Origin of the sequence: Enterococcus sp. LJL51, assembly GCF_049894025.1 — a bacterium.
Lineage (GTDB): Bacteria > Bacillota > Bacilli > Lactobacillales > Enterococcaceae > Enterococcus_L.
Window position 1 is genome coordinate 17,797 of the sequence record NZ_JBNEQE010000009.1, and the last position, 26,902, is coordinate 44,698.

At 37.9% G+C, this 26,902-nt stretch carries 28 protein-coding genes, 1 tRNA gene and 1 pseudogene; 29 read left to right on the top strand and 1 reads right to left on the bottom strand.

Annotation, left to right across the window (positions count from 1 at the left end):
• The first annotated feature begins 95 nt into the window (after positions 1-95).
• The 25 genes from ACPWSO_RS09720 to ACPWSO_RS09840 all read left to right on the top strand — a co-directional run bounded on the left by ACPWSO_RS09720 (position 96) and on the right by ACPWSO_RS09840 (position 22,035).
• A tRNA-Thr gene (locus tag ACPWSO_RS09720) sits at positions 96-168 on the top strand.
• A 553-nt stretch (positions 169-721) separates the two neighbouring features.
• Positions 722-1,024 (top strand): TIGR04197 family type VII secretion effector, encoded by a 303-nt coding sequence (locus tag ACPWSO_RS09725; protein ID WP_426082868.1) that lies wholly within the window; start codon positions 722-724, stop codon positions 1,022-1,024.
• On the top strand, positions 1,024-1,398 hold the full coding sequence (locus tag ACPWSO_RS09730) for a hypothetical protein (RefSeq protein WP_426082869.1): 375 nt from the start codon (positions 1,024-1,026) through the stop codon (positions 1,396-1,398). Before ACPWSO_RS09725 ends, ACPWSO_RS09730 begins: the two co-directional genes overlap by 1 nt.
• On the top strand, positions 1,388-2,701 hold the full coding sequence (locus ACPWSO_RS09735) for a T7SS effector LXG polymorphic toxin (RefSeq protein ID WP_426082871.1): 1,314 nt from the start codon (positions 1,388-1,390) through the stop codon (positions 2,699-2,701). The genes ACPWSO_RS09730 and ACPWSO_RS09735 overlap by 11 nt, the downstream gene beginning before the upstream one ends.
• 14 nt (positions 2,702-2,715) lie before the next feature.
• Positions 2,716-3,432, top strand: coding sequence for a hypothetical protein (locus ACPWSO_RS09740; protein WP_426082873.1), 717 nt, complete (start codon positions 2,716-2,718; stop codon positions 3,430-3,432).
• Positions 3,433-3,453: 21 nt separating this feature from the next.
• A complete protein-coding gene (locus ACPWSO_RS09745) occupies positions 3,454-3,804 on the top strand; it encodes a hypothetical protein (RefSeq protein ID WP_426082875.1) in 351 nt (116 codons plus the stop codon).
• A 548-nt stretch (positions 3,805-4,352) separates the two neighbouring features.
• On the top strand, positions 4,353-4,553 hold the full coding sequence (locus ACPWSO_RS09750; RefSeq protein WP_426082876.1) for a cold-shock protein: 201 nt from the start codon (positions 4,353-4,355) through the stop codon (positions 4,551-4,553).
• Between the two features lie 54 nt (positions 4,554-4,607).
• The gene (locus ACPWSO_RS09755) at positions 4,608-4,844 is read left to right on the top strand and encodes a hypothetical protein (RefSeq protein WP_426082877.1); all 237 of its coding nucleotides are present in this window, start codon (positions 4,608-4,610) and stop codon (positions 4,842-4,844) included.
• 279 nt (positions 4,845-5,123) lie between these two features.
• The gene (locus ACPWSO_RS09760; protein ID WP_426082879.1) at positions 5,124-5,708 is read left to right on the top strand and encodes a hypothetical protein; all 585 of its coding nucleotides are present in this window, start codon (positions 5,124-5,126) and stop codon (positions 5,706-5,708) included.
• A 513-nt stretch (positions 5,709-6,221) separates the two neighbouring features.
• Positions 6,222-6,566, top strand: coding sequence for a hypothetical protein (locus ACPWSO_RS09765; RefSeq protein WP_426082881.1), 345 nt, complete (start codon positions 6,222-6,224; stop codon positions 6,564-6,566).
• Positions 6,567-7,052: 486 nt separating this feature from the next.
• Positions 7,053-7,601, top strand: coding sequence for a phage major tail protein, TP901-1 family (locus ACPWSO_RS09770; RefSeq protein WP_426082883.1), 549 nt, complete (start codon positions 7,053-7,055; stop codon positions 7,599-7,601).
• 82 nt (positions 7,602-7,683) lie between these two features.
• A complete protein-coding gene (locus ACPWSO_RS09775; protein WP_426082885.1) occupies positions 7,684-9,039 on the top strand; it encodes a hypothetical protein in 1,356 nt (451 codons plus the stop codon).
• 45 nt (positions 9,040-9,084) lie between these two features.
• Positions 9,085-9,492: a tail assembly chaperone gene (locus tag ACPWSO_RS09780; RefSeq protein WP_426082887.1), complete on the top strand. Its 408-nt coding sequence runs from the start codon at positions 9,085-9,087 to the stop codon at positions 9,490-9,492.
• A 53-nt stretch (positions 9,493-9,545) separates the two neighbouring features.
• Positions 9,546-9,887, top strand: coding sequence for a hypothetical protein (locus tag ACPWSO_RS09785; protein ID WP_426082889.1), 342 nt, complete (start codon positions 9,546-9,548; stop codon positions 9,885-9,887).
• The gene (locus tag ACPWSO_RS09790) at positions 9,841-13,473 is read left to right on the top strand and encodes a hypothetical protein (protein WP_426082891.1); all 3,633 of its coding nucleotides are present in this window, start codon (positions 9,841-9,843) and stop codon (positions 13,471-13,473) included. Before ACPWSO_RS09785 ends, ACPWSO_RS09790 begins: the two co-directional genes overlap by 47 nt.
• Positions 13,473-14,192 carry a hypothetical protein gene (locus ACPWSO_RS09795; RefSeq protein ID WP_426082892.1) on the top strand — a complete coding sequence of 240 codons (720 nt, stop codon included), beginning with the start codon at positions 13,473-13,475 and terminating at the stop codon, positions 14,190-14,192. The genes ACPWSO_RS09790 and ACPWSO_RS09795 overlap by 1 nt, the downstream gene beginning before the upstream one ends.
• A complete protein-coding gene (locus ACPWSO_RS09800) occupies positions 14,192-15,607 on the top strand; it encodes a phage tail protein (protein ID WP_426082894.1) in 1,416 nt (471 codons plus the stop codon). The genes ACPWSO_RS09795 and ACPWSO_RS09800 overlap by 1 nt, the downstream gene beginning before the upstream one ends.
• 6 nt (positions 15,608-15,613) lie before the next feature.
• Complete coding sequence (locus ACPWSO_RS09805) at positions 15,614-16,342, top strand: hypothetical protein (RefSeq protein WP_426082896.1); 729 nt, start codon at positions 15,614-15,616, stop codon at positions 16,340-16,342.
• 11 nt (positions 16,343-16,353) lie between these two features.
• The gene (locus ACPWSO_RS09810) at positions 16,354-16,842 is read left to right on the top strand and encodes a hypothetical protein (protein ID WP_426082897.1); all 489 of its coding nucleotides are present in this window, start codon (positions 16,354-16,356) and stop codon (positions 16,840-16,842) included.
• 312 nt (positions 16,843-17,154) lie between these two features.
• Positions 17,155-18,333: an FtsW/RodA/SpoVE family cell cycle protein gene (locus tag ACPWSO_RS09815; protein WP_426082899.1), complete on the top strand. Its 1,179-nt coding sequence runs from the start codon at positions 17,155-17,157 to the stop codon at positions 18,331-18,333.
• A 26-nt stretch (positions 18,334-18,359) separates the two neighbouring features.
• Entirely contained in the window at positions 18,360-18,719 is a 360-nt protein-coding gene (locus ACPWSO_RS09820) for an arsenate reductase family protein (RefSeq protein ID WP_426082900.1), read from the top strand.
• The gene (locus ACPWSO_RS09825; protein WP_426082902.1) at positions 18,716-19,033 is read left to right on the top strand and encodes a glycine cleavage system protein H; all 318 of its coding nucleotides are present in this window, start codon (positions 18,716-18,718) and stop codon (positions 19,031-19,033) included. The genes ACPWSO_RS09820 and ACPWSO_RS09825 overlap by 4 nt, the downstream gene beginning before the upstream one ends.
• Positions 19,034-19,454: 421 nt before the next feature.
• Positions 19,455-20,489 carry a methionine ABC transporter ATP-binding protein gene (locus ACPWSO_RS09830; protein ID WP_426082904.1) on the top strand — a complete coding sequence of 345 codons (1,035 nt, stop codon included), beginning with the start codon at positions 19,455-19,457 and terminating at the stop codon, positions 20,487-20,489.
• Positions 20,482-21,168, top strand: a complete 687-nt coding sequence (locus ACPWSO_RS09835; RefSeq protein ID WP_426082906.1) for a methionine ABC transporter permease — start codon at positions 20,482-20,484, stop codon at positions 21,166-21,168. Before ACPWSO_RS09830 ends, ACPWSO_RS09835 begins: the two co-directional genes overlap by 8 nt.
• 18 nt (positions 21,169-21,186) lie before the next feature.
• Positions 21,187-22,035: a MetQ/NlpA family ABC transporter substrate-binding protein gene (locus ACPWSO_RS09840; RefSeq protein WP_426082908.1), complete on the top strand. Its 849-nt coding sequence runs from the start codon at positions 21,187-21,189 to the stop codon at positions 22,033-22,035.
• A 260-nt stretch (positions 22,036-22,295) separates the two neighbouring features.
• On the opposite strand, the pseudogene ACPWSO_RS09845 reads toward ACPWSO_RS09840, so the two are convergent.
• Positions 22,296-22,823, bottom strand: a pseudogene (locus ACPWSO_RS09845) (IS5/IS1182 family transposase); the annotation flags it as partial.
• A 267-nt stretch (positions 22,824-23,090) separates the two neighbouring features.
• Here ACPWSO_RS09845 and sufC point away from each other — a divergent pair.
• Genes sufC through sufU form a run of 4 tightly spaced genes read left to right on the top strand, consistent with a single transcriptional unit; the run spans position 23,091 to position 26,848 of the window.
• Positions 23,091-23,864, top strand: a complete 774-nt coding sequence (gene sufC / locus ACPWSO_RS09850) for a Fe-S cluster assembly ATPase SufC (protein WP_426082910.1) — start codon at positions 23,091-23,093, stop codon at positions 23,862-23,864.
• Between the two features lie 17 nt (positions 23,865-23,881).
• Positions 23,882-25,168, top strand: a complete 1,287-nt coding sequence (sufD, locus tag ACPWSO_RS09855) for a Fe-S cluster assembly protein SufD (RefSeq protein WP_426082912.1) — start codon at positions 23,882-23,884, stop codon at positions 25,166-25,168.
• The gene (locus ACPWSO_RS09860) at positions 25,165-26,400 is read left to right on the top strand and encodes a cysteine desulfurase (RefSeq protein WP_426082914.1); all 1,236 of its coding nucleotides are present in this window, start codon (positions 25,165-25,167) and stop codon (positions 26,398-26,400) included. The genes sufD and ACPWSO_RS09860 overlap by 4 nt, the downstream gene beginning before the upstream one ends.
• Positions 26,387-26,848, top strand: a complete 462-nt coding sequence (gene sufU / locus ACPWSO_RS09865; RefSeq protein ID WP_426082916.1) for a Fe-S cluster assembly sulfur transfer protein SufU — start codon at positions 26,387-26,389, stop codon at positions 26,846-26,848. The genes ACPWSO_RS09860 and sufU overlap by 14 nt, the downstream gene beginning before the upstream one ends.
• Positions 26,849-26,902: the final 54 nt, after the last annotated feature.

Here is a 26,902-nt window from a genome sequence, read left to right on the forward strand (position 1 = left end):
AGAAAATGATGTCAGTAGATGACTATTAATGGTTTGCTTGGCAGTATCTCTTTACAATTCAAAAAAAGAGATTTATAATAGTTTCGTCATTGAACGCCAGCTTAGCTCAGTTGGTAGAGCAGCGCACTCGTAACGCGCAGGTCACAGGTTCGATCCCTGCAGCTGGCATAGTTGAAATCCTTGATAAACAAGGGTTTTTTGTTTGCTTAAAAAATGTTAAAAAAGGTAGTTGCCTAAAAATTACTACTTACTAAAAAGAAGTGAAAAATTGTACTTTTAAAAAATGTTATTTAATTTGTTACTCATTGATTTCTGTGCGTTTAAGTACAGGATTTGGTTAGTATTGGTATTCATTTTATAAGATTGAACATGATTATAAAACGAATGCTATTAGGGAAATCAAACTTTATTTGTCCGGTGCGGGTGAAAAATATACTCTCGAAAGAGTGTTGGGGTGGCTAGAATTTGTAAAGATATTACCGCAAGAAAAAGTTGCTGAGTTGAGGAATAAAATTAGTGCTTTAGAAACGATTACACCTCGTAAACGTTACAATCAAAAATCTGTAGATAATAGAAGAAAACAGAAATTAGGAGTATTGTAAAGAGCCTAGAAAACTAAGTATTTTTGTTATAAGCAGATATTCGAATTTATTGTAAAGCAAATAGACGTCTTTTGGAATGTTTGATATACTTTTAGAAAAAAGTATAGGATGATGGTTTTATGAGTGAGGTCAACAGTAGCTTTAGTGTTGCTAGTAGTATTTCTGCAAGATTAAGTCAAGTAGCCAGTGGATTTTCATCAGTGCACAGTGTGACAAGTTTAGCTAGTCGTACGACTGTGACAGGAAATACAAATGCAAAAAAAAGTATTTCGGATTTATACGATAGAGGGATACGCATTTCTAATGCATTAGCAAAAGATGGAAATAATATCAATTCTGTTGCGAAGGAATTTAGTAAAATTGACCAAAATTTACAAAAAGGATTTGAACAAACATCTTTTTTTGATTTGGGTGGTTTTTAATGAAAAGTCAAGAAGATCAGGAATTACAAATTAAGAAAAGCCTTTTAATGATTGATGAAGAAAGAGAACAATTACAGAAACAAAAAAGGAAATTAGAGGAGTATGATGAAGCACTATTTTATATAGATCAAGACGAGCAAAGATTTTACGAACAGTTAATAGAAAGTCATGAGAACTCGCATGATAGGAATGATTTCGAAGTATATAAGGAAGAAAACTATCGATTAGGAATGAAAGACAAGGAAAATTTATTATCAGCATTTGAGGAATTGGAACAAAAATCAAAGGATTTAATAGTAAAAGAAGAGGAACTATTTCATAAGAAAAAAACTCTATTTAGTGAAAAGGAAATGGAGGATAGATATGGATATTAATTTCTTTGTTGGTGAAGTAGAAGCTCAATCGAATGCTGCTAGACAGATGGCGGATGAGTATATTAGATTTTCAGGTCAATTAAAAGATAGTGCAACATCATTTTTTAATGCTCCATTATCTGGTAAAACGTATGATTCAGCAAAACAATATTTTTTAACTGTATATCCACCTCTGGCGAATGGATTTATTTTGGCTTGTGAAGCCTTTATTGAGGCACATCAAAGATTGCCGAAAGAATTTCAAAGTAGCGTAGATACTTGTGATGTAATTGAAGAAGAATTAAAGAATCAAATCAATCAAGGTCAATTATTACTTCGCTCTATGGCTATCATATTGGATAAAGAAGAAACAAATTTTCATTTAGAAAAACGGTATATGAATGTCCAAAATTCTATAAGAAGAATTGAAGAAAAATTAGAACGATTATATAGCTTCAATAGTAGTTCGCCAAACATCTTTTCTGATTATGAATCAAAGCTGGCTAATTTAGATAATTGGTTATCTGAAATTGAAAATGGTAAAGCGTGGAACCCAAGTTCTGGAGTCTTCGAAATATCAAGGTTAAATTTGTCTTTAGTGAAACCGCTTCATGCGTCATGGCAAGAAAGAGAAGATAAGATAAAAAATGGAAACATGACAATTAAAGAAAGTAAAAATATCTTTGGTGGTAAAGTATTTGAAGTGTATAAAAATGGTGTATTAGATGAAGAGGCTACCAAAATTTATAATGATTTACTAAAAAAGGAAATGTTGACTTTACTTCGTCAAGAAGTTGAAAATGATAAGTTCACGCAATGGGTTACATTAATTGGACAAGTAATATCACTAACTAATGGAACTCGTGCCATTGTAAGAGAAATTATCGGCATGGTAGGAGATAAACTATTGGTATCCGTGGATAATGGCAATGTAGGAGTTTTGTCTTTATCAAACAATATGGTAGTCGAAACGGCTGGATCAACTGCAATAGCTGGTAGTTTAGAGGCGTTACTTAAAAGTTATGCTAATAATATTATGTATTCAAAAACTCCACAATGGGAAGAAAAGGACAGGGTTCCTTTAGATAATGAAACTATTTTAGGTGATAAGAGTTTCAAAGTAAACAAAAGTAAAGGAAGAATAAAAGGCGCAGTTGTCTATGAAAAAGATGGTAAGTTTTATCATAGGGATACTTTTCATAGAGGTGAAGGCTCGCATATAGAGGTTTATGATAAAAGAGGTAATCATTTAGGAGAAGCTAACCATCAAACAGGCGAACTAATTCCGGGCACTCAAGATAAAACAAAAAAATTACCTAGATAAAGGAGATGATAGTATTGAAAATTCTAAAGAAAGAAATAGAAAATAATGATGTTTATGCATTAGCTGTTACAAAAAAATATATAGTAATAAATAGCAATTATAAAGGATTGACTGTTTTTGATAAAAATTTTTCATTTGTAACAGAAATAGATGTGGATGAAGAACTTGTAATCTATCAAATGTATGCCTCTACTTTAAATGACTATGTAATTATTCAAGATTTAGAGAATGAAACATTGTATAGTGTAGAAGTTAAGAACAAGAAAATAGTAAAAATGCAATGTACTACTTTTTTTATGCAGAATTATTATGTTGATGGAAGCCGTTTTCGACTGATGGATGGAGAAAAAAATTATTTTTTCACCTATGATAATCTTCTATTTACAGTGGAAGAACATTCAGTTAATGGTTTAACATACCTTACTAATAATCAAGAAGAAATAATTTATCGTGATTATGAAAAAATTATTTATGATGATGGAAAAATGAAAAAAGAACTGTTGTATAATAGTAAAGGTTATTTTTATAGTATTAAAGATAAAAAAATAATTAAGTATGATGAAGAAGAACTATACTTGTGGGAAAATGATGAATGGATTCTGTTGTATGAAGCCGAAAGTTCTTATAGTATTAGACAATGTATATTGGAAAATGAAAGGTGCTATTTTTTAATTAATAATAAAGGAAATAGAGATGAGAGTGAATTAGCTTGTCTATTTTTGGAAATTTAGGCTAAAAATATGAAGAAAATAATGTTAAATGATTTTGTAAAATGCTTAGATGAAAAACTTAATTATGTTGTAGAGGAAGGAATTAGTACCGAAATTAGAATTTGGTTGAGGGATATTGAAAATGTACTAGATTTTTCAATAAAACTGGAAGGTACAACATATGTAGTAACTATAAACACTCAAAAGAAAGATGAAGTCTCTATTGAAAGAGTATTTTATGAATTTGTTCATATAATGGAGTATCGATTTATGACTTTTTATTGCAGAGAAAAAACACCTGAATATATCAATTTTAGAATGATTTCAGCTACTGAAAACGCCAACGCAATGAGTTTACTCTTAAAATTTTCAACAAAAGAATCAAGCAAATAAATATATCTATTAAGTAGGATATGCTATTCGAATATTTTGATGTTATATTATAAGAGTTTGATTTTGAGAATGCTAGTCTAAAATTTGTCTAAAATGAGTGTTTATCATGAGATAATAAATAAAATAGAGAAAAAATGTACCGGTTTAATAACATATATACGTGTGAAAAAGATTTTAAGTCACTCTTAACGCGCAGGTCACAGGTTCGATCCCTGCAGCTGGCATAGTTGACCCCCTTTATTTAGCAGAGGGTTTTGGCTTGTCTAAGTGAAGCCTTACAGATTTTCTACAAAGTACAAAAACTATTTTGGAATATATGAAACGAAATATCCGATTTTAGTATAAAACTGGAAAATAATTAAGATTCTTACTTATTTCAAGGTAAATTGGTATACTTTTAAGAATGGATATGGTAAGATGATTCTTGTAGTATGCTTCTGGTTAAACTAAAAGGCTTTATCCTTATCTATTCTTAGAATAATTCCTCTTATTTTTATCGTGAAAATATTGCAAATATATTGTGCTACAGCACTAGGAGGATTTTATTTATGAATACAGGAACAGTTAAATGGTTTAACGCAGACAAAGGTTTTGGATTTATTACAGCAGAAGACGGAACAGACGTTTTCGCTCACTTCTCAGCTATCCAAGGAGAAGGTTTCAAATCTCTTGACGAGGGTCAAGCAGTTACTTTTGATATTGAAGATGGTCAACGTGGCCCTCAAGCTGTAAATATCGTAAAAAATTAGTCTATCAAAAAGACAGTCTTCAAAAGACTGTCTTTTTTTATAAGGAGGGCAATCATGGCAGAGCCGACTCAAAAAAAAGCCTATGGAAAAAAGCAAAAAGAGGATTCTGAAATCAAGAAGCTTTTTGATATAGGACAGTCTGTATCATTTATTTACAAAAGTGAGATTCGTACAGGTGTTATTGCAAAGAAATTAGAATATGCCGCTGTGGTAGAAATCGATGCTGTATCCGGTTCTTCTGCTACGGAAGATCGAACGGTTGTTAATTACAATGATATGTATCAGCGATGAGGTTGAAACCAGAACGTTAGGATTCTTATAAGCTTGTCTAGGATTCTCCCTGCGTTGTAATCTTAAAAGCATGCAAAGACTGGAATGCCGTTTGTTCAGAATAATTAAAAAGAAAGAGTTTGGACAGTTATTTTTATGTTCAAAACTCTTTTTTTTGCTTATTTCTCAGATTCTATGATAGATTTCTGCACTTTTCCCAATTCCTAATGACTAATCCCATTGATGTTGGTTTTTAGATACTATATAATCAATGATATATGTGATTTAGGGGGAGTATTGATGAAAAAACTTGTAGTGGGCGGATTTATCCTATTAAGCATCTTAATGACAGGCTGTACAAGAAACAATGATGAAAAAAGTTCTACAGGAGTAGGGACGAGCCAACGCGAAAAAAGAGAAAAAAGAAGCAAAGCTGAAGGAACAGAGGAAGAGACTGTTTATCGAACAGAAAATGGAACCTTTACGTTGAAATTGAGCGATGGCTGGGAAGCATTGGAGCCTGATGAACTTTCAGATGATGCCGATTTGAGTTTTGAAAACTACGACGCAGATATTTATTATATGGTTTTAAGTGAGCATAAGGATGATTTTGAAGGCTTTGAAGAATATAAGGATTTAATTGTACCAGATATGCTTGAAGACACTTATGATGTGGAAGAAAGCGACATTGAGTATAATGGTTTTAAAGGGACCAGATATACGTTTGGCTTAACTTCAGATGGAATAAAGACTGCCTGGATCTATGATGTTTTGGAAGGGGAAACCTACTATATCCAAAATATTGGCTGGACGATTAACAGTAAAAAGGAAAAGAATAACAAGAATCTGACTCAGTTGATGGAGTCACTAACCTTTGTTAAGTAGCAGGCATCATTTTTGAAGGATTTTTTTGATAACGACAATAAGTAGTTTTCCGTTAATAGTGCCAGTAGGAAAAAAGAATTGAATGAAATCGTAGAGCTTGGAGCAAAAAGGCAAGAAATTGCTGGTTTTGTTTCAAGCTCTTTTTTTTGCGAATGGAAAAAGTTTGAATGATTAGGATGACTGTATAGGTTTTCTGTCAAATCCTATAAGAAAGAACCTAATAAATATAAAACCGGGAATCCTGGTTGATTTCCGGTTTTTTTGTATTGGAAAAATGCATGATAAAAAGGAACTGGGAAATTAATGGGAGACTTTTAACAGAGAAATGAAAGTTAAGAATGAAAATAATCAGCTACTATGAGGCTAGGCAGATTGGAATAGAGAACCATAGCAGATATGAAAAAACAAGCTGAAAGACACTTTCTAATCAGCTTTACATTGAGAGGCTGTTGATTGTCTATATTTTAAGACAAATGAACAGCGAAAAAAGAATGGAAAGAGAGGTGGAATGCAATGAGCACAATCACTACAATTGAGGATTTTTGGGATAGAGTAAACGAGTTAAGGATAGAACGTGAACTGAACTGGAGGGAATTGGTTGGCGGCAATGCATCTCTGGCGGCCGAAAAAAGATTCAATCCTACGTTAACGCGTATCTTTCAAATGCAGGAAAAGCTGGAAGTCAATTTATTCAATCTGGCTTCGGAAAATCAGCCGGAGATTGAAGAGCAGTTTAAAAAGAATCCCGAGACGCCAAAGAAAATGACAGCCATTTATGATTTAACGCGCACCGAAGACTGGATGAATGATGAGCAGATTGTAAAAAAAGTTCAGGAGCTGGCTAAGGATATCTTGTAGACAAAAGTTTATAGCTTTAGTTTTGTTTAAATAAATTTTTAAAGAGTCAGTTATTTATATAATGAAAGTTTTTTGGGAGTTCTTTGAAAGTTATGAAGAGACATAATCAGCTATTATTGGTTTATCGGAAATGTAAAAGAAACTACTGCAGTAGAAAAAAACTAGTTTTTTCATTACATTTTCAGTCTAAACATTGAAGACTAAAAAAGCTATGCGGACTGTCTGGAAAATGATAAATCAAAAATATGATTGAAGAAAAATCTTTAATAAATTAAATACTTAATAAAGCTATAAGAACAAAAAATAACCGCTGATAAAATTAAATTTTAATAATAAATGAAAAGCAGTAAGGATTTTTTGTGAGTATAGAAAAATTAAGTAGGGAGTTTCAATAAAGAAATTTTCTTCTTTCTATTTTCTGTGACAGTTAAACAATGCGCTGCTGTTGAAGCAGATAATCATTTAATTACTAAGGAGAGAATAATTATGGAAAAAGCAATTCAAGGTAAAAATGTTAAGTTAATGTTTCGTCTATTAAAGGAACGTCCATTTAAAAAAGCTGGTTTGTTGGCTTTGGAAATGAGCCATACGTATAATCGTGAAACAAGTGTCGAAACTCAGGCAACTAAAGACGGTAGCGTAGCAACTGGCGGCAGCGTTGTCTCTAACATTGAAATGGAATTTTTGAAAACCAATACAGAGGTATTCAGCATGCTGGAATATGCATATGAAAATGGAGAAGAAATTGAAGTTTGGAGAGTCTTCTTTGACAATCCTGTAGAAGGTGTGGAACGTAAATATAAAGCACAGTATGGAACTGGAATTTTAGGAAACTTTCCTGACGCAGCAGAAGCTGAATCTAATGCTTCTGTATCAACAACATTAAATCTTAATGGTTTATTAGTTAATGGAGAAGCAACTGTGGATGCTGAAAATGATGAGCTTGCGAAAGCCTTCTTCTTTGATACGATTGCTGATGCTAAAGGGGAAGAACCAACAGCTATCTATACTCCTCAAACAACAGTAACACCCTAAGCCTCCCCAAAATCTGACGGTTTCAGCTATTGGAGATGATTCAGCACTCTTGGAATGGTCGGGTGACAAAGGGGATGTAGTATTGAAAAGAAACGTTACAATACTAAGTGATTTTAAAGGGAAAGTAGCTGGCAGCGTTGTAGAGAATCCAAATATTGCAAAAAATAGTATAAATCCTAGCTTACAGATGCCTTCCAGTGCTATTTTTAATGATTTAAGTAGTGCTGCGTATTCGTGGATAGGCAAATTGGATAATACTCAGTTTTCACCTCAAACAGAAGCAAATAAATACATTTCGCAAGTCTTGCTTTCTTGGAATGTTATAGAAATTGTAGAAAGACAATATCCTACTATTTTTCAGGGAGTTTCTACAGTTGCGGAAAAAGTTGACATTCTTAAAGGTACCAGTCAACAAATATCTTTAAATGCATATGGATACGCCAGCGGTGCAGCAGGTAACAGCTTAAAGCTGAGTGTCTTTGTTGACAACAATGCTTGGGCTTCTGGGGTTGCCGAGAATACAATTAACAGCATTAAACAACTTAGACTGAGTTGGAATACTAAGTCATTAATTTCACGTATTATTTCCGATGATGGCTATATTTATGCTTTAACTTATGCGCCAGCTTCAGATGGAACAACACCGAGTATTGTGACTATTGACTATGCAAGTATTGAGATTGTTTTGCCAGTTTCAACTACTATTGGAGACGTATCATCACCGTGTAAACTAGAAAGCTTATCTAGTGACACTGATTATACAGCTAAGGTTATAAACAAGAGTGGTGAAAGTAACGAAAGTACTTTTACAACAGGGAAGAAAGAACCTGTAGAAGTAATAGTATCAATGGACCTAAAAAATAAAATTGCAGGTAGTGTTATAGAGAATCCGAATAGAATGACAAGAACCGCATATACAAATTTATTAAGTCCTCAAGCTATCACAATTGAAAATGATCAAAATCAGTATAATGGAATAATGAACCTTGATAATAATCTGTATAGCCAGTCCACAAATGTGAACGGCAATATTTTTCAAGTTATGTTCTCATGGAATGTTGTTGAAAACATAGAAAAACAATATCCTACTATTTTTCAGAAGGCTGCTACAGTAGCTGAAAAAGTAGCCAAGCTGAAAAGTTTGACCAAGTCAATAAATATTAAAGTTCACGGATTTGCTTCAGGTGCAGGTGAAAAGCCTAACCGTATGATATTAGCTAGGTGGGGCGGAATCTATTCATGGGTAACTGGGCAAGCTTCAGATGCTACTACAGTTGCATTGTTACAGGGAAATTTAACATCAGATGCACAGATAAATTCATCAATAACAGATGATGGTTATGTTTATGTGATGGCATACGCTCCTGCCAGTGACGGTAAGACAGCCAGCATAATCAACATTGATTATGCAAGTTTAGAATGTACATTATCTATGTAAGAGCAGGGCAGTTATTGCCCCTCTTACATTTTAGGAGGAAAAAACATGGTTAATAAAGTAAAAAAAGCAGTAGTAACAATTGATGGGAAGAAATATCCATTGATTTTTGGATTTAAATTTCTGAATGAAATCAATGCACTGCCAAAAGATAACGAGCAGATGGATAGTCTGACACTACTAATCGGCGGACTAATTGATGGAGATCCTAATGCATTGAAGCAAATGCTTGTAGCGAGTCTAAGTACATATGATGAGCTGGAAGAGCGGGAGATTATCAATTATTTGGAAACTTCAGCTGAGGTGGAGGAATTATTTGAAAATTTTATCGAGTACTTAACGTCGGCTCCATTGTTGAAAAAACGAACAATGAAAATCAAATCCGGAATCGAGCAGATGATGAAGACGGTGGAAAGCAAAGTTCAAATGGACTTGGAGCAAGCTATGATGAAATAGTTCTTACCTGTTTTCGTTATTTTCCGACGATTCAGCTGAAAGAGATTGAGTGTATGACTCCGTGGGAGTATACATTGAGAATGAAGGCGTATCTATTAAATGAAAACGAAAAGGAACGTCGTGTGTTTCAAGGGGCGTTTGCCAATCGCTTATTTAAGGCTGAGAAAAAAGGAAAATACTTATTTAGAGATGTTAAGAGTATTTATGATTATGAAAAGAATGAAGAAAAGATACTTGCAGATATGAATAAGAATGAAAAGACAAATAGTAAAAAAGACGACCTTTATGAGATGCAAAGCCGGCTAGAGCGGGCAAAAGCAATTGTTAAGGGCAGAAAGGAGGGAAAAGATGAAGGAAAGAAATACAGTAACAACAGTTTTGCAGACGAGAGATAAGAACTTTTCAGCAACTTTTCAGCGGGCTGTTACTCTTTTAGGCAGATACAGAGATGGTGCCTCAGCAGCACAAAGAGCCACCGTGATGCTGGATCAGACTATGCGGAGTACAGCAGCAACTATTGATATGGTTGGTTCGGCAAGCAGGTCAGCTGCTGTTCAGTTAGGTGTTTTTGCAGAACAAATGAATCAAATGGATAACGCTGCTCTATTTAATCAGACGTTGAATCAGTCTGTAGTTTTTTTAGAAGCAATGAATCAAAAGCTTGGTGAGTCCAGTAATCAGATGGATATTGTAAGTCAAAGTACAGCTTTGGCGACTGCTGGACTTCAAGAATTTATCGCTCAAAGCTATTTGATGGGCGAGATTGGAACCGTCTTCTCTACGGTTAGTACGCAAATAGCTCACTTAACCACTACTGGTATCAACGGTCTCCTTAACTTCCAATCTGTTTTAGCCTCTGGATTTCCAACAATAGAATTATTTTCTAACATCTGGGTTAATGTTGACGGAGATTTTCAGCGAATTTTGTCAGGACTTCAATTGACTGGTGAAAGATTTATTTTATCTTTGAGTCAAATGTTTCAACAGGCTGCCAGCCAGTTTGATTTGATGATTGGCGGAATGGAGCAGTCGGCAGAATCTTCCAGCAGTTTTTGGGATATTTTAAAAGGAATAGATGATTTTCTTGGCAGTTCATTTAGTGAAGCGATATTAGATGTAGCGGGGAATTTTCTTGAACTTAACGGTGATGTGATGGGAAGTGAAGGTGTAATTTCTCAGTATGCTGAAGTCATTCGAAGTTCATTTTCAAGTATATTAGATTTGAATAGTTCTTTAGGGTCTTCACTTAGTTCAGCAATAACAAGTTTCACTCAACCCATAACCGAAGCTGGTGGAGTTCTATCTTTTTTTAAAGAACAAGTTTCAGCGGGATTTTCTGCGGTTAAAAATAGCATTAGCAACACGGTGGCATCAGCTAGAGGAGCTTTGATGAACCTTGGCCTATCTATTAACCAAGCGGGCGGTATCGTACCATTTTTTAGTCAACAAGTTGTGGCAGGATTTTCTACAGTTAAAAATAATATTGGCAATATGGTGGTATCAGCCAGAGGGGCTCTAATGAATCTTGGGGTGTCGATTGGTCAAGCTGGAGGGATTCTACCTTATTTTTCTCAATTAGTAGTTAGTGCTACATCAACAGCAGGAAGTGCATTTACATCGCTTGGTGCATTGATAATAAGCAATCCTTTAATCGTTGGAATAGCTTTAATCATTGCAGCTGTTGCAGGATTTGCAGCTGCATGGCAGTCGAACTTCATGAATATCAAGGGTTTTGTTTCATCAGCTTTTGGAGCAATCAAAAACTCTCTCACAAGTATGGGTGATATGTTTAAAGGAATAATGCCCTTTTTAAGTAGTGTTGGAGATGCATTTAAAACATTGGGAGTTATTCTAGCTGGCGGAGTATTAATTGCCATTGCAGCTGTTGTAGATATGTTTAGAGGCATTGTTTTTGGAGGAATATCAGTCATCAATACTGCTCAGGCAGTCGGAAGTGCCATCACTGGTATTTGGGCTAAAATTAATGGTGATGATAAGGCGGCGGATGAAGCTTTCAGCGATATGAAAATGAATTTGACTGAGATAAAAGAAGGTTTTGATAATCTCAAAGATAACTCAGCTATTGCAGGAGTTATCGGAAGTACAAGTGAATTAACGAATAATACCAAAGAGTTGAAAGAAGAGACAGTAGCAACAGCAGAACAAATCGCAGCACTTGGTGAAGCTTATCGGGAAACCTTTGATGAGGCGGGAAATCGAATTGATAATCTGGCGTTGAAGTATTCAGAGGTTGGACAAGCCGCGATTACTGCCTTTTCTGGAGAGGGCTTGGAACAGTCCACTAAAAGATTTGAGGCAGCTGAAGAAATCATGGGCCGTCATGGAGAGAAGCTTAAAGAAATTAAAACCCAGGTTGGTGAAAAGCTGACTCAAGCCGAACAGCTAACGGGTGAAGAGCAGGCAGCTGCTCAGAGCGAAGCTTATTCCATGATGATTGAACAAGCGAGCTTTGGATCTAGTGAAATGCTGACTGTCATGCAGGCAAACAAAGAAATGCTGGTTGCAGAAAAAACATTGGAGGGACAAGCTCTTTCTGATGAACAAAGGCGAGCCCTTCAGGATCAGAACAACGCAATTCGTGAAGGCTTGATGGAACAGCAGCAGTTGATTGTTGAAGCTTCAGCAGCAAAATTAGAAAATGGTAAACAGTTAAGTGATGCTGAATTAAAGGCAACTATGAGTGCGAATCAGGCACTTTATCAAAATAGAAAAGAGCAGCTGGAAGCAAATGAAACGGAGATTGCTAGTTTGAAAGCCGAATATGCAGCGACAGAAGATGAAGTTCAGAAGGCGAATTTCCAACAGCAAATCGATGCTTTAGGGATGCATAATGAGCAGCTACGATTACAGCAGGAACAGGCAGGCTTGGATACTCTATCACTGCTTCAGCAAAATGAACAAATGAAGGCTGAAACAATTGCCCAGGGACTGAATGGAGTGGGTGTAACAACTGACGAAGCATTGACTGGGTTGGTTCAGAAATATGCGGATTCAGGTGTAGGTATTGACCAGCAAATGCAGCTTCTGGCAGGAATTCTTCATCAACGGGGACTGGATGCAGGCGATAGCTTGCTTACAGCATTACAAACCAACGATTTTGGAGCTGTTGCAGCCGGACTTAGCGATTCAGCAGTAAATGGATTGGCTGGTCTTCCAGAAGGCATGTTTGTTAATGGAGCCGCAGGTAAAGATGCTTTTATTCAAGCATTAGAGTCTGGTTCGATAGACGCTAGTCAAATAGGTTCACATTTGATAGGAGCGATGAATACATCAGTTGCAAATGAAAAAAGCAATGTTGAAGTAACTGCAAAAAATGTTGCTACTGGTGGTTCTGATGCTATTAAGCAACAGAATAGTCAGTTTAATACGGCTGGTAAACAAAATATAGATGCTTACAATAATGGAATTAGCGCTTATGGAGTGAATGTGAGCAATACTGCTTTGGCTGTTGCTCAAAGAGCTAAAGCAAGCGCAGAAACTGTTGATTTTTCTTCTGTAGGTATACAGATGGCCAACGGTATTGCCTCTGGAATCAATGCCGGAGCAAGTGGAGCGATTGGAGCAATGGTTAATTTGGTGAATCAAATTAATGCAGAGGCGCGCAAAGTTGCTCAAATCAAATCGCCTTCTCGTTTATTCCGGGATACAGTGGGACGCTTTATTGCTCAAGGTGTAGCAGTTGGGATTGAAGAGGATACAGAAGTGGCGGTAGCTAGTGCAAAAAATATGATTGCAGAAGTTCAAAATGCTGTTTCGGGCAGCACTGCATCAGCTCCAAAAGCTGAGCTGAAGGTTGAACATGATGTGCAGAACAGCATGGTTGGTCAGCTTCAGGAAATGGTTAGTACGATAAAAAATATGAATGTTGTCTTGGAAAGCGGCGCTTTGGTAGGCGGTATTGGCGGCTCAATGGATGGCTTTTTAGGCAATAGAACGGGCTATGTAGGGAGGTACCGCTAATGGGAATAGAGATAAAAGAATATATTGAGGTCGGTCGATTCAACAGCAAAACAGCTGGATACTATGTCCTTGAACATGATGCACCCAGTCCGGATGAACAGGAAATTATTGAAAGTATTCCATTTATGCAAGGGGTCTATGATTTCTCAATGCTGCTGGGAGAACGGGTTTTCGAAAATAGAACAGTGACAGTTAAATTATTCCGACCTCTGGCTCAATACGATGAGAGAAAACGGCTGGAGCAAGAAGCGAAAGAACAGCTGCTGCTAAATGGTATAGTACCAATTTATGATACTTGGCTTGATGGCTGTCATTGGCTGGGAAAATGTGAGAGTGTACGGGCGGATGATGATCAGGAAAGCAATTCATTAATTTTAACAGTTGTTTTTGACTGTTATCCGTTTGCATTAAAGGATGCTTCTGGTTATACAGATGAATTTGATGTGGATTACTTTACAGATGGAGTAGATCAATGGACAGGTTTCTTTGTCAATGGTACACGAAAAGTATTGCTCATAAGCGAGGGTGCGAATGCAACAAGTCCGATAATGACGGCCACTGAGACTCTTTTGCTGATAACAGAAGAAGATGAAAGGCTACCCATCAAAAAAGGACAGAATCAGGATCTTTTTTTCAAATTGAAAAGAGGAGCAAACCTTCTTACACTTGTTGGAAATGGTCATGTTAGCTTTTCATTTGAAACCGAGGTGATGGTGTAATGTATCGAGTAACATTATACGAGCATGCTGGTGACCAACGGGGAACAGTGATTCATGAACCGGCAAACTTTGGTAATAAAATAAATAACGGTGATTTGGAATTATCAATAGAAGGCTTGGGAATTAGCACCTTTGAGTTCTCTATAAATCTTAACAACCCAGCTTACCGAAAGGCAGAACCCATCGTAAATTTGGTTACCGTGACAGATCAATCCGGTCAAATTTTTAAAGGACGGATAGCTCAAATTACCAATACTATGGATGGGACTGGCAGCTTTGTTGAAAAAATACTTTGCGAAGACCAAAAAGCCTATCTTTATGACAGCACACAACGATATGTAAAGCCTAAAATTAGATCAGTAAAAGAATTTCTGGAACTATTACTGGCAGAGCACAATCGTCAAGTAGAGGAGTATAAACGAATTTATGTTGGAACAGTCACTGTGGAGGACGAAGAAGGTACCTACCGCGCTATTGGCTATGATGCAACTGCTGAAGTGATTAAAAACAAACTTCTGGATCAATTAGGCGGCTATCTAATTCTTAGAGAATCAAATGGGAAACTCCTGCTTGATTATTTAAAGGAATACGGGGAAGTGTCTCAAACACCGCTGCAAATCGCCAGAAACTTGAAAAGTGCCAGCCGAGATATTGATATTTCTGAGCTGGCAACAAGAGTAGTTCCTTTGGGGCAGGATATCGATAATTCGGAAAATACTGCGAATATTTCAGATGGTATTAGAGAAAAAACAACGATTGAAAGTGTTAATAATGGGAAAAATTATCTTGAAGATCAGACACTTGTTAGCAAATTTGGTGTTATTCAAAAAACAATTGAATTTCCCAATATAACAAATAAGGCTTTATTAAAGCAGCGTGGTCAGGAATATCTGAAAAATCAGCGGCTAATGCTGGTTACCTGGACCGCTGAGGTAATAGAGTTGGGGTTACTGGATCAACGCTACGAAATTATCCAGTTGGGAAACTCTTATTCAGTAGCAAATCAATTCTTGTATGAACAAGAGGTTCTGCAAGTGATTGAAAAAAAGATTGATATTCTGAATCCTCAAAAAATTGTTCTGACAATCGGCAGCGGGAAAAAAACATTTTCTCAATACCAGCTGGAATACAGAGGGCTGAGAGAGACTGTTGAAACAGTGAAGAGTACGGCAAATGCGAATAATGCAGATGTCAGCACCCTGAAAGCGCAGACTTTGCAGTTGAGTGAAGAGACTGCTGTGCTGCCGATGTATGGTGAAAAACTCGCTGAACAAGAACAGGAGCTCATTATTCAAAAATCCAGAAATGAATCTTTTGAAGAACTATTAAGCAGTCAGCAGCAAAAATTGGAAAAACAGGATGAAACAATCAACGAGCTATTGACTATAGTAAAAGAACTACAGGAAAGCAGGTGAAAGTAAATGCCGGAACAAAAATTTTATGATACACAGCCGACAGGAGAAAACCATGAAGTTGATTATCGGGACCCTACAGATGTAGAGGAAGTTGAAGAGGCAATAAAATTTGGTGTAGTAGATGAACTCACTCAAAAATTTGCTTTATGGATTCGTACCAAGATGTGGAGACGTCATGTTCGAGAAGCTTTGGCACGGATGATTGAATATACGAATGTTCTTTACAACAAAATAAAAGATATTTCTGAAAATACGCAAAAGAGGCAGGCAGCTGTAGAAAAACGGCAGACAGATTTAGAAGCACGTATGAAAGAAGTTATAGGAAATGCAACGGTTGACAGTGAAGTCATCCATGCAAGAAGTAGTGAGAAATATGGAGATTTTGCTGTTTTAGATGATCGTTTGGAACATATTGAACAGCTGCTTATTCAGTTTGTCCCAGCAGGGTTTGATGTGACTATAATGCATAATTCTGGTCTTCAGCCGAATATCAATGTTCGTTCCTGGACACATGGAATAGGAGTTATGCCTCTTGGAACCGAATCAGCAGGCTTATTTGGCGGATCTGCCAGTCAGTCAGTTGCCTGTCAAGTCAGTCATGTTGATGGCAATACAAGTATTGTATCTCTTCCTGTTGAGTATACGACAGACAGTGAGATTATAAAAATTGAAGATGATAAGTTTTTATTGATTGATGAAATAACATATCGTTCAATTCTATTTGAACTATATTAGGAGGAGAAAAAATGGAATTAAAGAATATATACAGAGGTATGGAAAATGGGGCAGAAGCGATAGAGAGTAATTTTTCAACTATAGAATCATCTGTTGCAGAAATGGATTCAAAAAGTTTTGGGTATTTTACAGCAAAAAGTACACCTAATGATAAACTGGTAGTAGAATTACCTTGGGAGAAGGTCAAGTCAAGTGAAGATATCTATCTCTCAGATAATAAGGTTATTGTAACTAAAGCAGGATTTTATCATCTTGCTGGTCAGATATCTCTTTATAATCAAACAGATGATGAATGGAAATCACTGCATTTTGAAATTAGTAATAACGGGAGTATTTCTAATACAATCGAGGTACTACGGACATATCCAAAAAATTCTTCTGTTTCTCCAATAGCATTAGTGGAATTGCAATCAGGTGCTCAAATCAGAGCTGTCAAGAATGGTGCTTCCACATCAGGAAGCATTATTAGATCTGCTATGACAATTGTCAAAATTGCATAGAAAAACATTTAATTTTTTCTAGAAATTAGAATATTCAATTGACATATTTTCAGAAAAATAATTTCTTTTAGAAAAATGAAACAGAGCAAGTGGTGTGAACCATAAGCTCTGTTTTTTTAAACCTATGTTAAGAACAACTCCTGGTACAAAAATTACCCATAGTTCATGAGCTGCTTATAGAAATACATTGAAAAATGGATAATGACTACATAGGGAATTAAAGTTTTTTCCAAATCCTTCAGTCCGTACTTTCTTTTATGCGGCAGGGAAGATATAATAAAGAGCGTATGATTCAAGGAAAAGGGATGACAGATGAACAAAAATAAACAGTTAAATATAGATAATCGTATAGACTACGGCGTAATTTTACCAGTTTTTCTCCTATCATTAATAGGAATGCTTTCATTGTATTCAGCGTTATACAATGACCCAAACCGACCGGATATTTTCCCAATGCTGATGCGGCAGGGACTTTGGTATTTAATCGGAATCATTAGCGTGGTGGTTATCATGCATTTTAGTTCGAAGCTGCTGTGGAAGCTGACCCCAGTCTTTTATGGAATCGGGTTGATTATGATGGGGCTGCTGCTTAAGTTTTATGATCCTTATTTGGAGGTTCAAACTGGATCAAAAAACTGGATAAGTATCGGTGGAACCACTTTCCAGCCTTCTGAGTTAATGAAAATTGCCTTTGTTTTGATGCTGGCCTACGTTGTGACAATGCATAATGCTCGTTTTAAGGAACGAACCTTAAAAACAGATGGCTGGTTGATTGCAAAATTATCGATGGTTACACTTCCGGTTGTTGCTTTGATCTTGCTGCAGAAGGACTTCGGAACCATGCTGGTCTTTCTGGCTATTTTTGCCGGTGTCTTTCTAATGTCGGGAATTTCCTGGAAAATTGTGGTGCCCGTCTTTTTAGGAGCCATTCTGATTGGCGCTGGGGTATTGTATCTCATTACGACAGACTCTGGCCGGGACTTTTTAAATAAGTTTGGCGTCAAAGCGTACCAGTTTGAACGGATTGACTTATGGCTGAATCCATTTCATAATGATCCAAGCCGTTCCAACCAGCCAGCGCAGGCAATCACGGCAATTGGCTCTGGTGGTCTGCTGGGAAAAGGATTTAACGTGAGCGATGTCTATGTACCTGTACGGGAATCGGATATGATTTTTGCGATTATCGGTGAGAATTTTGGTTTTATTGGCGGATGCTTTATCATTTTGTTATACTTTATATTGATTTATCGAATGATTCGTGTTTGTTTTGAAACAAATAATGAATTTTATGCGTATATTGCAACAGGAATTATTATGATGCTGCTTTTCCACGTATTTGAGAATATTGGCGCTAATATTGGTCTGCTTCCGTTAACAGGGATTCCGCTGCCGTTTATTAGTCAGGGAGGTTCCTCTATTCTGGGAAATATGATTGGTGTAGGGCTGATTCTTTCAATGAAGTATCAAAAAGAAGTAGTAGTCAGTGAATGATTATTTAGAAAGAAGGGGAATAAAGTATGTACACGTTTTTCTGGTATCCGAAATGTTCAACTTGTAAAAAGGCAAAAGCTTGGCTTGATGCGTCAGGTGTGGATTATGAAATCGTTGATATGATAGAAACACCGCCGACCAAAGAACAGCTGCTTGGCTGGATGGAGGAAAGTCCGCTGCCGGTTCGCAGATTTTTTAATACAAGCGGTGGTCATTATAGAGAACAAGGGCTGAAGGAAATCGTTAATGACTTTTCAAACGAGGAAGCGGCTGAGCGTTTGTCTAAAGACGGCATGCTGAATAAGCGTCCAATCTTTGTTAAAGATGGTCATTTTATTACAAACGGCTTTAAAGAGTCTGAGTATGAAGGAGCAATTAGCAAATGAGTACAGACCGAAAAGTTGTCGATAATTTGTGGATTGAAAAAACCACAGAAGGCTTAAAAGTTGGCTTGACTAATGCTGCGCAGGAGGATTTAGGAAAAATTTCTTTTGTCACGTTGCCAAAGGTTGGGCAAAAGCTATCTGCTGGAGACTCTTTTGTAGAGCTGGAAGCAGAAAAATCGGTTAGTGAATTCTCCAGCCCAATTTCCGGGATGGTTGCAGCTGTGAATGAAGCAGCTGATAAAAATCCTGAGCTGCTGGACAACGAGGATGAAACACAAGCGTGGCTGGCAGTATTTACAGAAGTAGAAGAATAATTCTGATAAAAACGTTGACAGTTGAAGTTGATGTTGCTATAATTTCATCATTAATCAAAAATAATAAAGCATCGAAAAGAAGAGTAAATATTTGAACTGTTTGAAAAGAGAGCCTTGGCAAGCTGAAAAGAGGCAGCAGATTTGGTATGGAAGATGGTCTTAGAGCAGAATAGGCAAGCAGGAGTGAGCTTATTACGGGAGTGCCCGTTACAGCACCACAGTATACGATGATTAAAAATCAAGTACTGAATAAGGCAGTAATCGTGAGATAACTGTAAATTAAGGTGGTAACACGGAAGATATGCTTTCGTCCTTTTTACTGATATGTATTATAATCAGTAGAGGACGGAAGTTTTTTTATTGTTCGGCTGGTCTGAGCAAGGATGCAAATGAATTAAAAACAGAAAGTTGAGTGAGCAGCATGGCTTTGATTGAATTACGTCATGTCAAAAAGGAATTCTCCGGAAAAGCCGGAAAAGTGACAGCAGTAGACGACGTTTCCTTATCAATAGAAAAAGGTGATATTTATGGAATCGTTGGTTATTCCGGTGCAGGAAAAAGTACACTAGTTCGTCTCTTAAATGGGCTTGAGCTGCCAAGTGATGGTCAAGTTGTGATACAGGATCAGGATGTGACCAAACTAAGCGCTGGGGAGCTAAGAGGTTTTAGAAAGAAAATCGGTATGATTTTTCAGCATTTCAATCTGCTGTGGTCCCGTACGATTTTAGAAAATATTATGCTTCCGTTGGAGCTGGTTGGAGTTTCAAAAGAACAGCGCTTAAAACGGGCAGAAGAGCTATTGATTCTAGTTGGACTGGAAGGACGGGGGAATGCCTATCCGAGTCAGCTTTCCGGCGGACAAAAGCAGCGGGTTGGTATTGCCAGGGCACTGGCTAACAATCCGGAGATTCTGTTGTGCGATGAAGCGACAAGTGCATTGGATCCGCAAACAACTGATGAAGTTTTGGATTTACTATTGGAAATTAACAAAGAACTGAACTTAACAATTGTGCTGATTACCCATGAAATGCATGTTATCAGAAAAATCTGTAATAAGGTTGCCGTTATGGAGCTGGGCAAAATTGTTGAGGAAGGCGAAGTGCTTCATGTCTTCCGCCATCCAGAACAGGAAGTAACAAAGAGGTTTGTCCAAAGAGAAATCGATCCGGAAGCGGATTTAGAGGAGCTGTTGGCAGAACTGATTGCCGAAAACCCAGCTGGATTAGTAACCACTTTGCATTTTAAAGGGGATAATGCCAATGAGCCGGTTATTTCTCAGGCGATTCGTCAATTTCCTGTTGACATCAATGTAGTTCACGGCAAAGTGCAGCAGGCTAAAGAAGGAGCTTTCGGTTCGCTGACAGTCATGATTACTGGCGAGAAGGCAGCAGTTGAGGAAGCCTTGGCATTTTTCAAAGAAAAAGAAGTTGGCGTGGAGGTGATTCATCGTGGATAAGAGTTTTGCAGAAACTTATTTTGACTTTAGCAAAGTAAACGGTGAAACCCTGCAGCAGGCATTAATCGACACTGTTTATATGACGGTTATTTCCATGGTCTGTGTATTGGTGATTGGGTTAATTTTAGGATTGCTGCTTTATACGGCGGGACGCAACAATAAAGCCTATGCCAAATTTTTATATACAGCTGTTTCAATTATCAGCAACATTTTCCGTTCCACACCCTTTATGATTTTAATGGTCTTATTAATCCCCTTCACAAAGGTACTTGTAGGAACGATGCTGGGTGCTAAGGCAGCTATTCCGGCGCTAGTATTATCAGCTGCGCCATTTTATGCACGATTAGTAGAAATTGCCTTTCGGGAGGTTGACTCCGGAGTTATTGAAGCTGCTGAGGCAATGGGTGCCAGCTATTGGCAAATTGTCCGCAAGGTGATTATCCCAGAGAGTATTCCAGCACTGATTTCAGGATTAACTGTTACAACTGTTTCAATGATTGGATTTACAGCGATGGCTGGTGCTATCGGTGCCGGCGGTCTAGGCGGACTAGCTTGGCAGGAAGGTTATCAACGGAACAATCTGACCGTTACCTTTGTAGCGACAGTTATTATATTACTTATAGTATTTATTGTTCAGGGATTGGGCGATTTTCTAGCGAAACGAACAGACAAACGATAATAATGGGAGGAATTAAGTATGAAAAAGAAATTAGCAGGTTTAGCAGCAGTCGTTGCCCTAAGCTTTGGCTTAGCGGCATGCGGAGGCAATAATAGCGGGAGTACAGATGGATCTAAGGCAGCAGAGGGTGAAAAAACAGTATTGACAGTTGGTGCATCACCAACTCCTCACGCGGAAATTCTGGAACAGGTAAAACCAATTCTTGAAAAAGAAGGAATTGATTTAGAAATCAAAAAGTTTGATGATTACATTCTGCCGAACAAAGCATTGGCAGATGGCGAAATCGATGCAAACTACTTCCAGCATATTCCTTATTTTAGTCTTCAGGTAAAAGAAAACGGGTATGATTTTGCGAATGCCGGCGGCATTCATATTGAACCAATGGGGCTTTACTCTCAGCGAATTGATGATATTAAAGACCTGAAAGATGGAGCAACAGTGATTACTTCAAATTCAGAATCTGACTGGGGTCGAATCATTACGATTTTACAGGATGCCGATTTAGTAACAGTTAAAGATGGCGTTGATTTAGAAACTGCGACATTTGATGATATTGATAAAAATCCTAAAAATCTGAAATTTGTTCATGATATTAATCCAGAGCTACTGGCTACAACTTACCAAAATGATGAAGCTGACTTAGTAGCAATCAATGCCAACTTTGCCTATAATGCAGGCTTGAATCCAGTGAAGGATTCTGTGTTGTTGGAAGCTGACAACTCACCATATGTTAATATTATTGCAGTCCGTTCAGAAGATAAGGACAACGAAGCAATTAATAAGCTAATTGATGCGCTGCACAGCAAAGAAATTCAAGACTGGATTCTTGATAAATGGGATGGTTCCGTAAAACCAGTTGATAAATAAAGATAAAAGTTAGAAAATGAACCAGAAGTGCATTTTTCAAAGATTTGCATATAGTTAAACTAAGGGAGCGTGGTCCATAACCCGCTTTCAAAAAGAAAACAAGTCTGATTTTGATAAACAATATCAAAATCGGGCTTGTTTTTTTCCTACTACCCTGTTTAAAAGGAACTGTCCGAAGGGCTGGAAAACTATAGGTATCTTCTTCTTCAAAATAGTGTCAGTTTTCAACGAAAAAAATATTTTTTGTATTTCTTTTTACTTTCTTTATGATAGCGGACATACGCTTCATATATTTGTTTTCTCGGTAAATAATTCATTTGAACTTTGCGCAGATATTTTTTGTAGACTCTTCTTTTTCTCTTTAAGTGGCGCTGCTTTTCATTATGTAAGTGTTCTTCTGTCACCTCTAAATCTACTTCAAAGTGATAAGCAATTTCTTTCAACTGATGGTTCGTCAATCCACCAGATTGCGTTTCTTCTTTTAACCAAGGCTAGATTTCTTATTGATAAAGGGTTTTATTGTTTTTATCTAATCGTTCATAACGAGTGGTCGCTTTGTGTCAAACAAAGCTGAATCTATGGGCATTTGCTTCAATTATTGTGTTTTCAATGAAGGGGGTTTTATTTTCTATCACTTGATTGGTAATCAGTTGACAACGAGATGGAACAAAGGCTTCTACTAAAAGGTGCACAGTTGCCTCATGTCTTCTGAACCGACTAATGGTACGATAGTTGACTTGTTCGTGATTGACTAGTTAGCACATGTGATAACTGTCATCTAAATGAAACAAGTTTCCAAGGCTATAGAGGCAGCACTAACCTGCTGGATTCTAAAAACGATCAGTTTTCTTTTAGAGCTTTGGATAAGAAAATGAAAACGATAGCTATTGATAAAACTTCTTATCAAGTTGTAAATATTCTAAACAAGGCAAGTGATATATAAGAAAAGTCCAGAAAAATTAGCCTTCTCCACAGCAAAGAGATTGCGATTCATTCTCAATTAAGATAAAATGATTGAGAACGAAATTTTGAATAAAAGTTGGAGGGAAATATACATGTCAGTTTTGGAAATTAAAAATTTACACGTATCAATTGATGATAAAGAGATTCTAAAGGGCGTAAATCTGACGATGAAAACAGGTGAGATTCATGCCATCATGGGACCCAACGGAACAGGGAAATCGACATTGTCTGCTGCCATCATGGGCAATCCAAATTATGAAGTAACTCAAGGAGAAATCCTTTTTGACGGTGAAAATATTTTAGAGCTGGAAGTCGATGAACGTGCACGTTTAGGTCTATTTCTAGCTATGCAGTATCCAAGCGAAATCCCAGGGATTACCAATGCGGAATTTATGCGTGCGGCAATTAATGCCAAGCGTGAAGAAGACAATAAAATCTCTGTAATGGAATTTTTGAAAAAGTTAGACAGCAAAATGGATTTGCTGAATATGCCTGAGGAGATGGCTGAACGTTACCTGAACGAAGGCTTTTCCGGCGGAGAAAAGAAAAGAAATGAAATCCTGCAGCTATTGATGCTGGAACCAACCTTTGCAATTTTAGATGAAATCGATTCTGGCTTGGATATTGATGCGTTGAAGGTTGTAGCAAAAGGAATCAACGAAATGCGCGGTGAAAACTTTGGTGCATTGATTATTACGCACTATCAGCGTCTGTTGAACTACATCACACCTGATGTGGTGCATATCATGATGAATGGAAAAGTTGTGAAAACCGGTGATGCCGAGCTGGCAAAACGTCTGGAAGCAGAAGGTTATGCAGGAATCAGCAAAGAATTAGGTATTGAATACAAAGAAGAAGAAGCATAAGGAGGAGGACAAGATAAATGAAAGACACAAATGTAAAAGCTTATCTTGACGACATCAGCGCTTTTTCTGCACAAATGGAAGAACCTTCATGGATGACTGACTTTCGTTTGTCTGCATTAGAAAAAATCGATGGGCTGGAGCTGCCGCTGATTGAACGGGTGAAATTTCACCGTTGGCCGCTGTTCAACGTGACCACTGACACGTATGAACCAGCTTCTGGAAATGTTCCAAGCTTTGGTGAAATGAATGATAACCCAATGGTTGTACAACAGAACTCAGCAACGATTTTTGAACAGCTGTCGACTGAGTTGGCGGACAAAGGAGTTATTTTTACCGATATCTTTACAGCCATGCAGGATTATCCTGAGCTGGTTAAAGAATATTATATGACAAAAGCAGTCTTGATGGATGAAGACAAAATGACTGCGTATCATGCTGCCTTTATGAATAGCGGGCTGTTTTTATACGTACCGAAAAATGTAGTTATTGAAGAACCTCTTGAAGCAATCTTCTTTCAGGATTCCGCCAGTGACCAGGCATTTTTCAAGCATGTGCTGATTGTAGCGGAAGAAAATAGTGAATTCAGCTATTTGGAAAGATTCCAGACAATGGCTGATAAAAATATCAAGGTTTCCGCAAATATTGTGGTTGAAGTCATTGCTAAAGCAGGTGCTAAGGTAAAATACTCCGCAGTCGATCAGCTAGGCGTAAATCTTGCTACCTATATGAACCGTAGAGGGCATATCCTGCGGGATGCCTCTGTTGACTGGGCGTTAGGCGTGATGAATGACGGCGATGTGATTGCTGATTTTGATTCAGATTTAGTTGGGGAAGGTGCTCATTCAGAAGTTAAAGTAGTCGCAATTAGTGCAGGTAAGCAGACCCAAGGGATTGATACTCGAGTAACAAATAAAGCCTCTCACTCTGTTGGTCATATCCTTCAGCACGGTGTTATTCGTGAACGGGGAACACTTACTTTTAACGGAATTGGTCATATTCTTAAGGGAGCTAAAGGGGCAGATGCTCAGCAGGAAAGCCGGGTACTAATGCTTTCTGATAAAGCCAGAGGGGATGCCAATCCAATCCTGTTAATAGATGAAAATGAAGTAACAGCGGGACATGCTGCTAGTGTCGGCCGTGTCGATCCGGAAGAAATGTACTACCTAATGAGTCGGGGGCTGCCGCAGGCTGAAGCTGAACGTCTGGTTATCCGTGGATTCTTAGGTTCAGTTATTACAGCAATCCCTGTGAAGGCTGTTCAAAATGAATTTGTCGAGGTTATTGAAAGGAAGTTGAACGCATGATAAACGTGGAAAATATTCGTCAGCAGTTTCCGATCTTGTTTCAAGAAGTGAACGACGAGCCACTTGTTTATCTGGATAATGCAGCAACCACCCAAAAGCCTCAAGCCGTTCTAGATAAGCTGGCTTATTACTATGAGCATGATAATGCCAATGTTCACAGAGGCGTTCATACGTTGGCAGAACGGGCAACAAAGGAATACGAAGCTGCTCGGGAAAAGGTAAGGAGACTGATTGGCGCCAATGAAACAGCCGAGATTCTCTTCACCAGAGGAACAACAACCAGCTTGAACTGGGTAGCGAAAAGCTATGGTGATTTAGCAGTAGGTGCGGGAGATGAAATCGTGATTTCCTATATGGAGCATCACTCCAATATCATTCCCTGGCAGCAGCTGGCTCAGCGTAAAGGAGCCGTGCTGAAATATATCGATATTACAGCAGATGGTTATCTGGATCTTGAAAATGCAAAAAAGCAAATTACAGATAAAACAAAAATTGTTTCAATCGCCCATGTTTCAAATGTCCTTGGCGTTATTAATCCAATTAGCGAGCTGACAGTACTTGCCCATCAGCATGGTGCAATCATGGTGGTGGATGGCGCACAGGCGGTTCCCCATATGCCAGTCAATGTACAGGAGCTGGATGCTGATTTTTATGCCTTTAGCGGACATAAGATGTGCGGACCGACAGGAATTGGTGTATTATATGGAAAACGCGCACTGTTGGAAAAAATGGAGCCGGTAGAGTTCGGCGGCGAAATGATTGACTTTGTCAATCTACAGGACAGCACCTGGAAAGAGCTGCCGTGGAAATTTGAAGCAGGAACACCTAATATTGCCGGAGCCATTGCATTAGGCGCAGCCGTGGATTATTTGACAGACATCGGTCTGGAAAATATCCATCAGCATGAAGCGGATTTGGTTGCTTATGTCCTGCCCAAGCTGCAGGCCATTGAAGGGCTAACGGTCTATGGTCCGCAGAAGATTGAAGACCATACCGGAGTGATTGCCTTCAATCTTGAAGGACTGCATCCTCATGATGTAGCAACTGCCTTGGATATGGAAGGCGTGGCAGTCCGTGCCGGGCACCACTGTGCTCAGCCTTTGCTGAAATACATTGACGTGCCGGCAACCGCCAGAGCGAGTTTTTATCTTTACAATACAAAAGCAGATGCCGATCGGCTGATCGAAGCAATTCTTGCAACAAAGGAGTTTTTCCAACATGGCCCTATCTAAATTAGAAAATTTGTATCGTCAGGTGATTTTGGATCATTCCAGTCATCCCCATCATCATGGTACATTAGGCGACGCCAGTCAGAAAATTGAGCTGAATAATCCAACCTGTGGTGATGTGATTGAGCTTCAGGTGGCTATTCAGGATGATGTAATCAAGGATATCGCCTTTAACGGCAGCGGCTGCTCTATCAGTACCGCTAGCGCCAGTATGATGACCGATGCAGTGATTGGGAAAACCGTAGCGGAAGCAGAACAACTAGCAGAGGCCTTTTCTCAGCTAGTTCAAGGCAATGAAACAGCAGACGAAGAAAAGCTGGGCGATGCCTCCATGCTGAAAAACGTCAGTAAATTTCCAGCTAGAATCAAATGCGCTACCTTAGCATGGAAGGCACTGGAACAGGCAGTTGAAAACGACGGTCAAGGAACCGCTGGACAGCTGCACTGCTAAGAGTTCACCAATTAGATATAAGAATACACAGATAAGAATTAGAGAGAGAAGCAG